Here is a 16,099-nt window from a genome sequence, read left to right as displayed (position 1 = left end):
TTTCCATCACGGCCATTTGCAACAATTCTTCAATAAGAGGTTGAATCTATGACGGCAAAAGCAACTTATCAGTTTGCAGGTAAGACGATCCTAATTACTGGCGGTGCGGGAGATATTGGCAAGGCAACTGCACACCGTTTTGCTGCTAATGGGGCAGGAATAGCCCTGCTAGATTTGAATGAACCGAAGATGGCAGATGTCGCTCAGGAACTAAAAGAGTACAACGTTCCAATTGGCACGTTTCGTTGTGATGTTACATCTAGTGATGATGTTGCCAAAGCTTTTACTGGCGCTGTCAAGCAGCTTGGGCGAATTGACTATGTATTTAATAATGCGGGTTATCAAGGAGTGTTTGCCAAAACTGACGAATATCCTGAAGACGACTTTCAAAAGGTGATCAACATCAACGTTATCGGCGTTTTCCACATTCTCAAGGCGGCTGCACAGCAACTACGCGATGCAGGTGGAGGTGCGATCGTCAACATGGCGAGTTATGCAGGCGTGGTTGGGCCGCCAAATATGTTGGCTTATGCTGCTTCAAAGTTTGCGGTGATTGGAATTACTCAGACGGCAGCGAAAGACTTGGCTCCCTACGGCATCCGCGTGAATGCGCTCTCGCCTGCGCTCATCGGCCCTGGTTTTATGTGGACGCGGCAAACCGAATTGCAAGCAGCAGTAGGGTCACAATACTTTGATGCCGATCCCAAGGTAGTTGAGCAACAGATGATCAATTCCGTGCCAATGCGGCGTTTGGGAAGTTTGTCAGAAGTGGCGAATGGAGTAGCGTTTTTGATGAGCGAAGAGGCAAGCTACATTACTGGCTTTAACTTGGAGGTTACTGGGGGATAATAGAAATTTAAAAATAATTGAGCAAAGATTATATCCTTGGGCATATCTTCTAAAAAATGCAATCATACCTTTGACAGATACATAGTTTTTGCAGGTAGTATATGGGACAACCGTTTTTGGAGCGGCGCGATGCCAGCAAGGCTGGCTTGCCCCTTAGGGCGCGCAAATTAGACCTGGCTGCTCATGCTGCTTGGCTCTATTACATCGCCGGCAATACGCAAGAAGAAATTGCCGCCAAGCTCAATGTGTCCCGGCAAGCTGCACAACGCTTAGTGGCACTGGCAGTCAGTGAAAAATTGATTAAATTTCGACTCGATCATCCCCTGAGTGAATGCATTGCTCTGGCTGAGTCGTTACGCGATCGCTTTGCTCTGTCACTTTGTGAAGTAGTACCAACTGACGCAGGTAGTGGTGATACATTATATGGAATTGGTGTATGTGCTGCCACCCACTTAGAGGTTTACCTGATGGCTAAAACCCCAACCATACTGGCGTTGTCATCAGGTCGCACATTGCGAACAATGGTGGAGCAGATACCCTCAATGAACCAACCCCAGCATAAGATTGTGTCAATTATTGGCAATATGTCCCACTCTGGGCGTGCAGGTCGTCACGAAGTGGTTATGCATTTATCTGATCGCGTCGGTTCCCAAGCTTACCCAGTGCCGACTCCCGTTGTCGCAACTAGTGTTGAAGAACGAGAACTCTTGCAGACTCAGCGATCGTTTATCGCCGTCAAAACTCTTGCAGAGCAAGCCAAAGCAACCTTTGTCGGAATTAGTCACATTGCCTGGAATGCTCCGTTACATCAAGACGGCTTCATCAATGACGATGAGGTGGCTGAATTGATTGAACTGGGAGCAGTAGGAGAAATTGCAGGTTGGGCTTACAGCGCTCGTGGAGTATTACTACAACAAGGGACAAACAGTCGGGTTGCCAGTGTAGCCCTCGAACAACCGACTCATCGACTGATTATTGGTGTGGCGGGCGGTGTGAGAAAGGCAGAGGCGATTTTGGCTGCTCTACATGGCAAGTTAATTACAGGATTGATTACCGATGAAGCTGCGGCCCAAGTGATTCTTTCTAAGATTTAGTAAATACTAAGTGAGATAATTTATGCTAGGTGTTGAGTTAGTAATTCATAATTCGTAATTTTTGGGTTTAATTCCCCATCTCCCAAAAAGAGAAGCTAAGACCGTCTACGTGGCGTTTTTTTCAGTCGTTCCCTGCCCGCTACGCGTAGCTTTCTTCCTCTTAGAGGTACTACAGATCCAAGAAACATCGGGTTCTAAATCCCCTTACATAACAGTCTTTAATTACGAATTACGTTAGCGAGTCTTCTCCCTTCTCTACGAGACGCTTTAGCGCATAGCCTTCTCTTCTCCTTCGGAGACGCTAACGCGAACGAGAGGCTTGTCTGCGACACGCTACGCGAACGCCAACGGCATGGCTTCGCTTAGAGCGAGTCATCGAGCGTCACAAGCGTCATTACGAATTATTTTAATGTTCTTGTCCCGTTGGTCGGATGAGGATTTCGTTGACATTAACACGCGGTGGTTGCGTAAGAGCGTAAACGATCGCAGCAGCAATGTCTTCGCTTTGCAGAGGTTGAATTGAATTGCGTCGTTCTTGAATCCGTTGTTTGGCAACGGGATCGGTAATTTGGTTGTCAATTTCCGTATCCACCAAACCAGGTTCGATTATCGTGACGCGGATGTTGTCTTTGTGGACTTCTTGGCGCAATGCTTCCGAGAGGGCATTAACACCCCATTTGGTAGCATTGTAAACACCAACGCCCGCCCGCGCTGTCCGGCCAGCCACTGAGGAAATATTGACTATATGCCCCGATTTTTGCGCCTTCAACAGAGGTAAAATAGCATGAGTCGCATATAAAAGTCCCAATACGTTGAGGTCAAACGATCGCCGCCAGTCTGAGCTATTTCCAGCTTCGATAGTTCCTAGCAAGGCAATCCCGGCATTATTCACAAGGATATCGACTCTTCCCAATTCTGCATTGGCCTTTGCCACCAAGTTATTTACCTGAGTTTCATCAGTTACATCGGTGACAATAGGCAATGCCTTGCCACCACTAGCTTCGATGCGTTCTGCTAATGCTTGAATGCGATCGCCCCGTCTAGCAGTAAGTACTACTGTTGCTCCAACTGAAGCCAAAGCGATCGCAGTTGCTTCTCCAATTCCCGCTGAAGCCCCAGTGATAATCGCTACTTTTCCTTCTAATTTCCCAGTCATTTATCTAACTCCTTAATGATTGAATATTGGGCATTGGGCATTAATTATTCTTTCCCTTCCAGTCCGATCGCAAGCTTTGCACTTACTATTATTGGGCATTGGGCATTGGGCATTAATTATTCTTTCCCTGCTCCTGTGCCCCCCTGCTTCCCTGCCTGCCACCTCTTACCGGTCCTCAAAACGGATGCAACAGCTGCCCCACACAGAATTAGGGCTGCAAAGCGAAAAGTTCCTTGAAACCCCGCAACGATCGCATTAGGAGGGGCAACAGAGACATCTGCACCCGCAGACATACTAGCGATTAAGGCTCCAAATACTGCCCCAATTAGAGAAACTCCTACGGTGTTACCTGATGTACGTGACAAAGACAAAAGCCCAGAAGCAATCCCTAGCCGTTCCCTCGGTACCGATCCCATAACAGTGCTGTTGTTGGGCGATTGGAATAAACCCAGTCCAATGCCGTAAATAAAATAGCGCGATACATAACCTAACTCAGTAATTTGAGCATCAAAGGTGCTAATCCCCAGACAGCCGCCAATCATCAACCCCAGCCCAATTGAACTGATTAGTCGAGCGCCAAAGCGGTCTGAAAGTATTCCAGCTAGGGGAGCAATTAGCCCACTAAGTACAGGTGATACGGCTAGTAACAGCCCTACTTTTACTGTCGGATAATGCTTGACGCTCTCTAGAAAGAAAGGAACGATGAGTAGCGAACCGCCAATAACAATGAATGCTAACCAGCCACTTAGCAAACCCATACTCAACTGAAGATTGCGAAACAGCTTTAGCTCTAGTAGTGGCTGCATTAGAATCGCTTCAACTACCAAAAATGTAATGAAACTCACGGCGGCGATCGCTAATAATACCAATGCATTAGTACTGCTAAAGCCCTGGCTTTGCCCTAGCGTCATACCAAAACCAAAACTACCCAGAGTCAATAAAGCCAATATGGCTCCCAAAAAGTCAAATTTCTGTTTGCCCTCAATGCGTGCAGAAGGTGGCACTACGCGAGCTATTAAGAAACTAGCGATAATCCCCAAGGGTACATTGATGAAGAATATACTATGCCAGCCTGACCAGCTTAAAAGCAATCCGCCAGCAGAGGGGCCAAAAGCAATTCCCAGTGACACTACACTACCGATGATGCCAACAGCCCGACCTCGCTCGGAAGAGGGAAAAACTTCTGTGATAATTGCTAAACCAAGCCCAGAAATGAACACAGCACCTAGTCCTTGAAGTGCCCGAAAGCCAATCAACCACTCAATACCCGGTGCAAAACCACACAACAGCGAACTGAAAGTAAACAGAATAAGTCCCCCCTGGTATAAGGACTTCTTACCCCACATATCCCCCAAGCGCGTTGCTCCCAAAACTAAACCGGAACTGACCAACTGGTAACTCAATACAGCCCATTGGGTGGTAGGAAAACTGGTGTTAAAGGCTTGCACTAATGTGGGCAAAGCAACATTAATGATGCCCACATCCAGGGTAGACATGAACACCCCAAGTCCGACACCGAATAAGACCCAATTTTTTTGAGACCCTGACAAAGCCAGAGGTTCTGCTTGGAATTGTGCCAACGTTTAGCCTCCACCTTTGACTTTACGGTTGTGAATAGTTTGCATACGTATATTCACTGTAAAGTCTATCATTTGCGATGCCAGTTTGCGGTGCAGCTAGTCGCAGCGCCTCTACTATTGCCGCGACTTGGGCATCAGAAACCTTTTGTTGTGCTTGATAACATGAGAATTACCATCGTATACAACAGTTAGCACCCAGCCTAGCTCAGGGTTTTGGGCATCTTGCGCGTGGATGGGTTCTGAAGCATAGCGGTTTTCTCCTAAGTCTGCTTCGGTGAGGGTTTCAGTTTTGTAGTCGAAGCGGGCGATCGCACCGAACCATTCTTTGCCTATATCCCCTCTTTGGGGCATTACAGCAGTTTTCATGTATTTGAACCACATCTGTTGTAGTAGGGGCGCAAGGCCTTGCGCCCCTACCGCGTGGTCTATTTACCTGAAAATAGCTGTAAGTAATGATACATAAGTATAGCGCCAAGGTTGCCCAACTTGCGTATGCCGCCGTAGGCATCGCTGCGCTACGGGAAATTCTTTTGCTGGTTCTGCGATCGCACTAGCCCAAGATTTATTTATTGACTTTCTAGTAATAGTATGCATAGTAAAATTTCTGGAAATATTGATAATGTAGACAATTGCATTCTTACATTGTTGCAATTTTTTAAAGATGCAAAAAATGGAGTAAGCGTTGTTGGTTTATCAAGAAAGGCTGTTTTCCTCCTGCCCCCTGCCTCCTTCTCACTACTCTGGTAAAAAATGCTGAAACTATTAAGATTAGAAGCATCTGCCTACTGAATACTTACTAAACCTTCCCACCCATGCCTCTGTCACGCATAGTAACGCTGATTGTCGGTCTGATCGTCATTTTGGGGCTAGCCCTATGGCTAATTGATTCCCTATCACGCCTCTATTGGCAATTATCCTATTCGCCGTTGCTAGGCAATTTACTGCTGTTGCTGCTGATTATCCTGATTGCAGCCTTGGTTGCAGCTTTTGTTTATTATGTATTGGTGATTAGATCCGGGGAAAAGCGATCGCGCCGCAACCCGAAGCGAGTGAGTGCGGCACAAATTCCGGCTGGCAAATCTGATGCTGCTTCTACAACTCTCCAGGCTGTGCGCCAACAGGTAGCACAAATTCAAGATGAAGTCACACGCCAAGCTTTATTAAGTCGATCGCGAGAGATTGAAGCCAACCTCGCACGGGGTGAAATTCAAGTAGTGGTATTTGGTACGGGGAGTGCTGGCAAAACTTCCCTAGTTAATGCGATTATGGGACGCATGGTCGGTCAGGTGGATGCACCGATGGGTACAACTCAGGTTGGAGAAACCTATTGTCTGCGGTTGAAGGGATTAGAACGCAAGATTTTAATTACAGATACGCCGGGAATTTTAGAAGCAGGAGTGGCGGGAACGGAACGGGAACAGATGGCGCGAGAACTGGCAACAGAAGCAGATTTACTGTTGTTTGTGGTAGATAATGACTTACGCCGCTCAGAATATGAGCCGCTGCGGGGGTTGGCAGAAATTGGCAAGCGATCGCTTTTGGTGCTGAACAAAACTGATTTATATACAGATGAAGATAAAGAATCCATCCTCGCGAGATTGCGTCAACGGGTACGGGGATTTATTGCTACTAATGATGTGGTAGCGATCGCTGCTAATCCTCAACCTGCACAACTCGAAACTGGCGAAACCTTCCAGCCGGAACCTGATATTGTTCCGTTGCTGCGGCGCACGGCTGCTGTTTTACGCGCCGAAGGTGAAGATTTGGTGGCGGATAATATTCTTTTGCAATCTCTACGATTGGGAGACGAAGCGCGAAAACTCATCGATGGCCAGCGTCGTCGTCAAGCTGACAAAATCGTAGAACGGTTTCAATGGATTGGTGCTGGTGTGGTATCAGTCACGCCGATACCAGTGGTAGATTTATTGGCGACAGCTGCTGTTAATGCTCAAATGGTTGTGGAAATTGGCAGAGTGTATGGCTGTGAATTGAATATGGAACGGGGACGAGAGTTAGCCCTTTCTTTAGCGAAAACCATCGCTAGTTTGGGCATTGTCAAAGGAGCAATTCAATTATTATCTACAGCGTTGCAACTCAATGTTGCCACCTTTATTATTGGTAGAGCAATTCAAGGCGTGACAGCAGCTTATTTAACGCGAATTGCAGGTAAAAGTTTCATTGAATATTTTCGTCATGACCAAGATTGGGGTGATGGTGGAATGACGGAAGTTGTACAGCGACAGTTTCAGATTAATCGCCGAGATGAATTTATCAAGGCTTTTATTCAAGAAGCGATCGCGCGAGTGGTGAAGCCGTTACAAGATAAATCTGAAGCGATCGAAGAACAAGAAAGCAGAGAGGAATCTCAATAACTATAAATTTTTTTTATAAAAAATTAGTGTAAAAATGTAAAAAATGCTTTTGCTTTTTTGCAAGAGCATTGAAATTTTTCGAGGAAAAAATACTTTGTCGGATAGGCAACAAATTACAGCAGTTTTCATGTATTTGAACCACATCTGTTGTAGGGGTGCAAGGTCTTGCGCCCTTCCCGCGTGGTCTATTTACCTGAAAATAGCTGTAAATCAGCCTATACACTTAGAGACGAATCCAACGAAGATGAACTTACGACATGCTACCTTTGCTGATTTGGATCTACTGCGACATTGGGACGATCAACCTCATGTGATTGCTTCAGACCCTAACGATGACTGGGGCTGGGAGGTGGAACTAGATCGTAATCCTGATTGGAGGGAGCAATTGATTGCTCAAATCGAAGGTCGTCCCATCGGATTTATCCAGATCATAGATCCTGCACGAGAGGAAAGTCACTATTGGGGCGATGTCGCAGCCAATTTTCGTGCCATTGATATTTGGATCGGGGAAGCAACTGATTTGGGTAAAGGTTATGGCACAAAAATGATGCAGCTAGCAATTACCCGATGTTTCGCAGACTCATCTGTGACGGCTGTAATCATTGATCCGCTAGCTAGTAATACTCGCGCTCACCGCTTCTATGAACGTCTTGGCTTCCAATTTATTGAGTATCGACGATTTGGTGACGATGAGTGCTTTGTTTATCGCTTGAGCCGAACAGATTGGCAACACCACTCTTATTAAGGTAGCGCGTGAAGACTGTCCAAAATGCAGCGTCAGCATTCGATAGAATCCCTAAAACAAGCTTCCAAGCCACAAAACCAGCACAAATGGACTCAAAGGCATAAATGATTTGAGCAATTCCGGCAAACACAAAAATCCAGCCAAATACTAGCGCTGAAGTAACGGACGCAAAGAAGGGAAATGCGATGCCTGCGGCGGGCTGCGCCAACGCAATCATGCCTAATACAATCATGACGATTGCGATGGCGTACCCGCCCTTTCCGGTGGCGATCGCAGTTAACCAAGCAGAATTAATCTGAAGGTTTTCCCTATTTTCAAGATCAGTGACTCTTATAAAAGTTCTCCTAGAGTCGTTTCAACATTTTGAACTAGGCAATCCCGATGCCGCCTGTTACACCATAAACTTCTCCCGTGATGTAGCTGCCTTCTTGGGAAGCAAGCAACACATACACAGGAGCAATTTCCACAGGCTGACCGGGTCTTCCGAGCGGAACTTCAGAACCAAATTTCTCGATCTTCTCCTGGGTCTGACCACCACTCGGCTGTAGCGGTGTCCAGAATGGACCGGGTGCGACTGCATTAACGCGCACTCCCTTCTCGATCATCTGTTTGGCGAGAGATTTGCTGAAATTCTCAATGCCCGCTTTCGTCAGCGCATAGTCAAGCAGACTCGCTGAAGGTTGATATGCCTGAATCGAAGTGGTGTTAATAATTGATGCTCCGGGCTTGAGATGTGGAACGGCTGCTTTGGTAATCCAAAATAGCGCGTAGAGGTTTGTCTTCATCACTTTATCGAAATGCTCAGTCGTGATATCGCTAATTGATGGGTAAGATGTCTGTGCGCCAGCATTGTTCACGAGAATATCTAAACCGTTCAAAGATTGCACTGCATCTGTCACCAACTTTTGGCAAAAATGCTCGTCGGTGATGTCACCGGGAAGTGCGACCGCTTTGCGCCCTGATTGTTCAATCAATTGGATCACCTCTTGAGCATCAGCCTCCTCGCTCTTAAGATAGCCGATCGCCACATCAGCACCTTCCCGCGCAAATGCGATCGCAACAGCGCGCCCGATACCAGAATCGCCTCCCGTGACCAATGCCTTCCGACCTGCAAGCTTTCCAGATCCAATGTAGCTCTGCTCACCGTGATCCGGTTGGGGCTGCATCTTTTGAGCAAGTCCTGGTACGGACTGCGGTTGTTCGGGAAAGGGCGGAGCAGGATATTGCTGCCGGGGGTCTTGCATCTCTAATCGCTCGTCTTTCATCACTTGTTCTTTTGATAGTTTTGCAATTCAAGACTCAAGTATCAAGCATTGAGGAGAACGATTCCTCACCCTTTGAGCAGAATAATGTTCCAGAGTATGTAAGACTTAGGCACGGGCTAATTGATGCGCTTGTGGCTGCTCCCGTCACAAACTCTCAGTTTACTAAGTAGTTTAAGAAAGGAATGGCACTAATAAAAGCTGAAATAGTTGCCTGATAAGGGGTTTAGAAAACTAATAGTTTTAAGGTCGGGAATCAGAATAATCTGCAACTCTCAGTTTGCGATCGCTGCTTCATTAATCTACATTTTTCCCAAGTGATAAAACCCTTGTAAATAATACATTTGCACTTTTCTTAGTGCCATTTTGCTTTAGCCACCAGCCACCAACACCAACAACCATTATCCCGCCAAGGGCGCTAGGTTCTGGAACAGGGGTTAAATTGGTATCGACCACAAGTTTAGCAAATGCTTGACCACCACTCTCAGAAAAAAGATATTCCTCAACAAGATCCCCTTGAAGCGCACCTCCAATTGAGAAAAAATTTCCGTTTCTGGCGTTAATATCTGCAATGGCGTTGGAGTTGAGAGCAAAATTCCAGATATTTAAGTAAAAATACTTAATAAATTCATTTGGCATTTTAGTAACAAAAGTTCAAGATATATATTTTTCAAGCATTCCGGAAACAGGAGGGAATGTCAGAAAAACTAAATAAAAGGACTTACTGAGTAACCAGGTCATGACCTACCACATAATCGGTAAATTACTACAAGGGCGTTACCAAGTTGTCCAAAGCCTCGGTGCAGGGGTGTTTGGACAAACATACATAGCTGTAGACGTAGATTATCCAGAGAATCCCAAATGCGTTGTTAAGCAGATTAAAGTTAGCAGTTCCGAATCTGGCTACTTGGAGATGCTGAGGTTACTGTTTCTGACTGAAACCCAAACCCTCAAACTTCTGGGAAGCCATGACCAAATTCCTGAATTCATCGCCTGTTTTGAAGAAAACGAGCGATTTTATTTAGTGCAAGAGTGTATTGAAGGACATGCGCTGACTGCGGAATTGCCCATCGATCGACAATGGGGCTGTCTGTGGAGTGAAAGCGAAGTTGTAGAATTCCTGATCGATGTCTTAGGTATTCTAGAATTTGTCCACTCTCAAGGCGTGATTCATTGCGATATCAAACCGGAAAACTTGATTAGACGTGATAGCGATCGCAAGTTAGTTATGATTGACTTTGGCTCAATCCAGTCGATCGATTTTGGCATAGGTGCGGAATTGCCCATTTATAGAATTCCCGTCACATCATTGGGATACATACCGCCAGAGCAATTTATTGGTCAAACACAGCCCAACAGTGATATTTATGCTTTGGGTATGATTGCCATTCAGGCTTTAACAGGGCTAGAACCACTACAATTAAAAACCGATCCTTCTACTAATGAAATTTTTTGGCGTTCTCAAAACACGCCAGTTAACGATTATCTAGCTGCTGTTCTCAGCCAAATGATCCGCTATAATTACCAAGACCGCTTTCAGTCTGCGGGTGAAGTGCTGCGGGTACTCAAACAAATAATCTGGGAAACTCAGGCATCAGAAAGATTAGAGGAAGATTCTCAATTTTCCTTAAAAGTAGCGAAAAATTCTGCATTTGGAAAATCATCCCCATTATTAACGGGAATGAAAGTAGGATTGGCAGCTAATTCTTTAGTGATGGGATTTGGTGTATATTCTTTAGTTAATACTGCACCTGCATATTCAGAAACAGATACATTATATAAAGCAACAAAAGAATATCAAGCAGGAGATTTGGCAGAAGCGATCGCACTCGCTAAATCAATTCCTTCCCACAGCAATGTTTATCCAGAAGCGCAAGCTACAATTGAAGAATGGCAAGAGCAATGGCAAATAGCTGCACAGCAATACGAAATCGCACAAACAGCTTTTAATCAGAGCAGATGGTCAGATGTTCTTCATGCTGCTGCTAAAGTTCCAAAGATTTTATATTGGCAATCTAAAATAGATAAAATAGTTCAGCAAGCATCCGTAAACATTGAAATACAAACGCAAGATTTATTAGCAAAAGCTTACGAAAAAGCCGCTGAAAAAGACTTTTCTGCCGCCTTACAATATCTGCGTCAAATTCCTCAAGAAAGTCATGCGGGTGCTTTAGTTCAAGACAAGTTAGCTGAATACAATCGAAAGCGGCAGATCAGAGCAGCTTACTTTTTACAGAAAGCCAATAAACAAGCATCTATTGGTGATTTCAATCGAGCTGTAAAATTTCTCAAAAATATTCCCCAAGATACTCTAGTTTATGCTCAAGCTCAAGTCAAATTGAATCAGTATACTCAAAAACAACGCGTGTTAGCTGACAATCAAAAGATAGCTTCTGCAAAAAGAACAAATTTATTCGTCCCGAAAAACTCGGCTACTAAGGTTGAATATCTTCAAGAAGTAAATTACTTGCAAGAGGTTAATATTCGGTAGGTTTAATAATTCGTAATTCGTAATGACGCTCTTGTTAGCTTGCTTCCCCGTAGAGGAACGATGGGGGACAAAGGGACAAGGGGAATAACTCATGCCCAATGCCCTCTACTTTTTACCAAGGAACCACACCATTTTCATCAAAAAAACCTCCGCTAGAACCATCATTAGGTAGAGTAGCTAGTCTTACTGCTGCGATCGCACCTTGCTCAACAGTGCGATACCCTTGGTATTGATTAATGTCAGTTGCTGTAAAACCAGGATCGGCAGCATTGATTTTAATTGGGGTATCTTTAAGTTCGGCAGCCAATAAAACTGTGATTGCATTCACTGCTGTCTTTGATGAGTTATAAGCAAGAAGCTTAAAATCAGCGAATTCATAATTTGGATCGGAGTTCTGAGTCAGAAAACCTAAACTACTTGATAAATTCACTATTCGCCCTGCTTTTGACTTCTTTAAAAGTGGCAACAACGCTTTTGTAACTGCAAACACTCCAAATACATTCGTTTCATAAGTATGTCGTAGTGTTTCAATATCAACTTGACTAGGTGGAAGGCGATCGCTATCACTTAGTATTCCAGCATTGTTCACAAGGATATCAAGTTTTCCGAATTCGCTCTCGATTTGTTTAGCCGCAGAGTCGATTGTTTTTTGGTCGCTCACATCAAGTTGAATTGTTCGGGCATCGATCTGGCTGAGACGAAGTTTATTCGCCGCTTCTTCACCACGTCCTATATCTCTTGAACCAACAAGAACACTAGCACCTCTAGAACCTAGTTGGCGGGCAATCTCATACCCAATACCTTTGTTTGCACCTGTAATCAGCGCAACTTTACCTTTTAAATCTTCTGACATATTACTTCTCTATTTTGATCGACGCTGATAACTGTTACTATCTTCGAGCAAGTTTAGTATACAAGTAGTGTGTATCAACACAACATTCAAGAGTGATTGGCTGTCGTGTTTGCACCAGTAGTAATTCACACCTTAGATAGCTGTTGAGATAATATTTGCAGCCTAAAGTAGCAATTGACTCAAAAATTCTTGAAGAAAGTAGATATGCAAACCAAACAGCTTGGCAATTCAGAGCTTAACATTACCCCAATCGGCTTTGGAGCCTGGGCGATTGGTGGAGGTGGGTGGGCTTTTGGCTGGGGAGAGCAAAATGACCAGGAATCGATCGCAGCGATCAATCGCGCTCTTGACCTCGGCGTTAATTGGATTGACACCGCAGCTGTCTATGGTCTGGGGCATTCAGAGGAGATTGTTGCTAAGGCGCTCAAAGGTCGATCTAGTCGCCCTTACATTTTTACTAAATGTTCACTAATCTGGGATGAAAAAGGCGAAATTGGTCACAGCTTGAAGGCGGATTCTGTGCGGCGGGAGGTTGAAGCTAGTCTGCGCCGACTCGACATTGAAACCATTGACCTCTACCAAATCCACTGGCCCAACCCTGACTCAGAAGTTGAAGAAGGCTGGACGACTCTCGCCAAGCTCAAGGATGAGGGTAAGGTTCGCAATATCGGGGTTTCAAACTTCAATGTCGAACAGTTGAAACGTATCCAGGAGATTGCACCAGTTACGTCATTGCAACCGCCTTATTCATTGGTGAAGCCTGATGTCGAAAAGGAGATTCTGCCTTTTTGTAAGGAAAACAACATAGGTGTGATTGTTTATTCACCTATGCAATCTGGTTTGCTTACAGGAAAGATGACACCTGAGCGGGTTGCTAATTTTCCAGATAATGATTGGCGCAAAAACAATAGTGAATTTCAGGAGCCACGTCTATCTCGTAACCTGAAGTTAGTTGAGGTGTTGCAACACATTGGTCAACAACACGATCGCTCACCAGGCGAAGTGGCGATCGCTTGGACTTTAAATAATCCAGCGGTGACTGCGGCGATCGTTGGCGGACGTAATCCCAAGCAGGTGGAAGGAATCATTGGTGCTGGAGAATTTCGCCTCAATCAGCAGGAACTAAACGATATTGACACTTTCCTGCGCGAGAATCCATAAAATCTCTGGTGCAAAAGCTCACAAACCCCACGGCTTTAGCCAGGGGTTTATTCATACTTTTATTCAGCAACCGCTAAAAGTTATTTCACTTTGTCGCTACGCCGATAAGATGAGGACTAACAATTGGCAATTGTGCATCAAATCGCTCATAATGGATGTTACTAAAACCAGCTTTTCCTAATGCTATCCAAGTTTCTCTATCTGGATGACAACCATTACCTATAACTTTCCAAATCGGACTAATTGTGTTTTGTAGTTGTCGCAATAAATTTCCTTGAGGTGCAGCGACATGTTCAATAAACAAGAAGCGTCCACCTGGTTTAAGTACTCTTAAAATTGCCTGCAATGTATAATCTATATTCGGCACTGAGCACAAAACTAATGTACTAACAACAGTATCGATGCTGTTATCTTCGGCATCTAACCATTCAGCATTACCAATACGGAGGTCGATATTTAAACCCAGTTTTTCTGCTTGTTTTTGAAGAGAGGAATGCGTATGTGAGTTTGGCTCGATTCCTATCCAATGGATATCTTTAGGATAGTAGGGTAAGTTAGCGCCTGTTCTGGGGTCAATTTCTAACACTTTACCTTGGAGATTAGCAAAAAGAGAACGTTTGCGATCGCTGACAATCTTATCGTATTTACTAGTACTTGAAGCCATCATCCAGGCAAAAAACTGTTTGCCAAAGTTTGCAAAAAGCTGATTTTTTGAATCTCCAATAATTTGGTTTACAGTCATTATCTACTTCCTACTTGTTGAGCCGATAAATTGGTGGGCCAAAAACCATTTCTAGCCTCAAGGTACAATACTTCGTGTTTCTTGTACCTCACCCATTAGACTCACCTGATAGGATGAATTTAATTAACGTATTAGGCATAGCGACTGGCCGCAAGATATCACAGAAAGGACAAAAGGGTAGAGGCGTCTGTATATAGGAAGGACGATGAGCGATCGCTATGGTTGTACAATTTAGGGTAATCATAGCCAGAGATTTTTGAATAGCCGCTTTGGTTTCATTATCTACCGCAGAAATACCCTCATCTCAAATCAGAATTGGCGGATCTTTGACAATAGCATGGGCAATACCTGCGGTTTTTGCTAACCTACGCAATTCACTGTGGCTGACCTCCAGAAAGTTTCTGACCCCATTTGCCAACAAGTCAAAGAGATCGCTGTTTCCTATTTTAAGTATCCGTGATAAAAGCTAGTATAACTGCGGATGTTATAATCCGAAGTGGGTTTTGCAAAACAGCGTTTATTGAACTACAATCGCTCTAATGAAGTACGAGATACCAAATTGGCAGCGGACGCAACTGAAATTGTACAACGAATAGTGACAGAAAAATCAGCTGAAAACAATTATTTCATTCAATAAAAACTATGAGCTTTAAACTTCAAGCTTTGCAACTTCCGACTCTCCAGAAAAAATCCGAAGGGCTGATTGTAACTGCTTGGCAAAAATTTCTTTTAAATTATGACTTCTCCATTGCTGCCGTTGATGGGGATTTTGGGAATATTACAGCTCAAGCAACTCGTGATTATCAGACTAGTAACGCTTTAACAGTAACGGGAATTGTTGATACTGCTACTTATAAAAAAGCGCTAGAGCAAGGTTTTGCAATTTATTTTGCTATTTATACCGATGCCGGAAAAAAATTATTAACCTATCTTAACTTTGGAGAGAATGAGGTCAAGGATTTACAAAAAAGTTTAACAGCGATCGGTCGTTTGAATCCGCCGTTAGTAGCTGATGGGGACTTTGGCCCCAACAGTACAAAAGGACTAGCCGAAACTTATAAAATAAGAGACATCAATTTTCGAGCCGAATTAGCTCAACAGCTTTCTAATACAACAAAAACCAAGCTTGGCATTGATTTGGAGTTGGCTTTAGACAACATAACTGAATACGCCAAAAGATTAAGACAACGACTGAGTGGAAAAGCCTGGGTTAATTTTTTCCCAGACAGCGACTTAATTGATGATTTAGCTTCTCCCTTCCGTCAAAAAGTACAAGCTTTTGAGCAAGCCTTAAAAAATGCCGGAGCTAATATCGATATCGCTTCAGTATTCCGCCCCTCAGAAAGAGCTTATTTAATGCACTATGCTTTTCGTATTAGTAATAATGAAATTGCTGCCAAAGATGTTCCACCTATGCCTAATGTAGATATTAATTGGCTACATTACACCAATGCTGGTTCTGTCCAAGCTGCTAAAGAAATGGTGTCTGCTTATAATATTGCTTTTCGACCTGTTCTTACCTCTCGTCATACCCAAAGATTAGCAATTGATTGGGAAATTACTTGGTCAGGAACCTTAAATATCAAAAACGCTAGTGGAACTATAGTTAGTATTAATCAGCCACGAACGAGTTATGAAAATCCTACTTTATGGCAGGTTGGCCGTTCTTACGGTGTGATTAAATTATCTAGCGATCGCCCCCATTGGTCTAATGATGGACATTAATGGATAGAGGAACCGCATATATGGAGAATGCAGTTCCAAAATTCAAAGTGAAATTATTGAAGAATAATT

At 44.1% G+C, this 16,099-nt stretch carries 15 protein-coding genes and 2 pseudogenes; 7 read left to right on the top strand and 10 right to left on the bottom strand.

All coding sequences use genetic code 11. The features are described from left to right. Positions 1-48: 48 nt before the first annotated feature. Both V7L12_RS07385 and V7L12_RS07380 read left to right on the top strand, forming a co-directional pair. The gene (locus tag V7L12_RS07385; RefSeq protein WP_335083462.1) at positions 49-849 is read left to right on the top strand and encodes an SDR family NAD(P)-dependent oxidoreductase; all 801 of its coding nucleotides are present in this window, start codon (positions 49-51) and stop codon (positions 847-849) included. Positions 850-950: 101 nt separating this feature from the next. After that, the gene (locus V7L12_RS07380; protein WP_335083460.1) at positions 951-1,943 is read left to right on the top strand and encodes a sugar-binding transcriptional regulator; all 993 of its coding nucleotides are present in this window, start codon (positions 951-953) and stop codon (positions 1,941-1,943) included. A 406-nt stretch (positions 1,944-2,349) separates the two neighbouring features. Here V7L12_RS07380 and V7L12_RS07375 read toward each other — a convergent pair whose 3' ends face one another. The 4 genes and pseudogenes from V7L12_RS07375 to V7L12_RS07360 all read right to left on the bottom strand — a co-directional run bounded on the left by V7L12_RS07375 (position 2,350) and on the right by V7L12_RS07360 (position 5,273). Further along, a complete protein-coding gene (locus V7L12_RS07375) occupies positions 2,350-3,099 on the bottom strand; it encodes an SDR family NAD(P)-dependent oxidoreductase (protein ID WP_335083458.1) in 750 nt (249 codons plus the stop codon). Between the two features lie 116 nt (positions 3,100-3,215). Continuing rightward, entirely contained in the window at positions 3,216-4,679 is a 1,464-nt protein-coding gene (locus V7L12_RS07370; protein ID WP_335083455.1) for a DHA2 family efflux MFS transporter permease subunit, read from the bottom strand. A gap of 162 nt (positions 4,680-4,841) precedes the next feature. After that, positions 4,842-5,108 (bottom strand): annotated as a pseudogene (locus V7L12_RS33140) (carotenoid oxygenase family protein); the annotation flags it as partial. Beyond that, a complete protein-coding gene (locus V7L12_RS07360) occupies positions 5,109-5,273 on the bottom strand; it encodes a hypothetical protein (protein WP_335083453.1) in 165 nt (54 codons plus the stop codon). A 218-nt stretch (positions 5,274-5,491) separates the two neighbouring features. Here V7L12_RS07360 and V7L12_RS07355 point away from each other — a divergent pair, with 218 nt between their 5' ends. Then, positions 5,492-7,051, top strand: a complete 1,560-nt coding sequence (locus V7L12_RS07355; protein WP_334817479.1) for a YcjF family protein — start codon at positions 5,492-5,494, stop codon at positions 7,049-7,051. Between the two features lie 244 nt (positions 7,052-7,295). After that, positions 7,296-7,796: a GNAT family N-acetyltransferase gene (locus tag V7L12_RS07350; protein WP_334817480.1), complete on the top strand. Its 501-nt coding sequence runs from the start codon at positions 7,296-7,298 to the stop codon at positions 7,794-7,796. Here the strand turns inward: V7L12_RS07350 and V7L12_RS07345 are convergent. The 3 genes from V7L12_RS07345 to V7L12_RS07335 form a co-directional block, all read right to left on the bottom strand. Then, positions 7,714-8,013 (bottom strand): DUF308 domain-containing protein, encoded by a 300-nt coding sequence (locus V7L12_RS07345; RefSeq protein ID WP_335083487.1) that lies wholly within the window; start codon positions 8,011-8,013, stop codon positions 7,714-7,716. The two genes, V7L12_RS07350 and V7L12_RS07345, sit on opposite strands and share 83 nt — an antisense overlap. A 151-nt stretch (positions 8,014-8,164) precedes the next feature. Continuing rightward, a complete protein-coding gene (locus V7L12_RS07340; protein WP_335083451.1) occupies positions 8,165-9,061 on the bottom strand; it encodes an SDR family oxidoreductase in 897 nt (298 codons plus the stop codon). Between the two features lie 294 nt (positions 9,062-9,355). Continuing rightward, positions 9,356-9,697: a PEP-CTERM sorting domain-containing protein gene (locus tag V7L12_RS07335; protein WP_335083449.1), complete on the bottom strand. Its 342-nt coding sequence runs from the start codon at positions 9,695-9,697 to the stop codon at positions 9,356-9,358. Between the two features lie 100 nt (positions 9,698-9,797). Here V7L12_RS07335 and V7L12_RS07330 point away from each other — a divergent pair, with 100 nt between their 5' ends. Then, the gene (locus tag V7L12_RS07330; RefSeq protein ID WP_335083447.1) at positions 9,798-11,549 is read left to right on the top strand and encodes a serine/threonine-protein kinase; all 1,752 of its coding nucleotides are present in this window, start codon (positions 9,798-9,800) and stop codon (positions 11,547-11,549) included. Between the two features lie 112 nt (positions 11,550-11,661). Here the strand turns inward: V7L12_RS07330 and V7L12_RS07325 are convergent, their stop codons facing one another. Next, the gene (locus V7L12_RS07325; protein ID WP_335083445.1) at positions 11,662-12,402 is read right to left on the bottom strand and encodes an SDR family oxidoreductase; all 741 of its coding nucleotides are present in this window, start codon (positions 12,400-12,402) and stop codon (positions 11,662-11,664) included. 204 nt (positions 12,403-12,606) lie between these two features. Between V7L12_RS07325 and V7L12_RS07320 the strand changes: the two genes are divergently transcribed. Continuing rightward, positions 12,607-13,563, top strand: a complete 957-nt coding sequence (locus V7L12_RS07320; protein WP_335083443.1) for an aldo/keto reductase — start codon at positions 12,607-12,609, stop codon at positions 13,561-13,563. 85 nt (positions 13,564-13,648) lie between these two features. Here V7L12_RS07320 and V7L12_RS07315 read toward each other — a convergent pair whose 3' ends face one another. After that, on the bottom strand, positions 13,649-14,305 hold the full coding sequence (locus V7L12_RS07315; protein WP_335083441.1) for a class I SAM-dependent methyltransferase: 657 nt from the start codon (positions 14,303-14,305) through the stop codon (positions 13,649-13,651). A 187-nt stretch (positions 14,306-14,492) separates the two neighbouring features. Continuing rightward, a pseudogene (locus tag V7L12_RS07310) lies at positions 14,493-14,727 on the bottom strand (ABC transporter); the annotation flags it as partial. A gap of 220 nt (positions 14,728-14,947) precedes the next feature. Here V7L12_RS07310 and V7L12_RS07305 point away from each other — a divergent pair. Further along, entirely contained in the window at positions 14,948-16,030 is a 1,083-nt protein-coding gene (locus tag V7L12_RS07305) for a peptidoglycan-binding domain-containing protein (RefSeq protein WP_335083439.1), read from the top strand. Positions 16,031-16,099: the final 69 nt, after the last annotated feature.

This window comes from Nostoc sp. (assembly GCF_036918245.1).
In the GTDB taxonomy this organism is placed as follows: Bacteria; Cyanobacteriota; Cyanobacteriia; order Cyanobacteriales; family Nostocaceae; genus Nostoc.
This window is presented reverse-complemented; position numbering and strand designations above follow the sequence as displayed.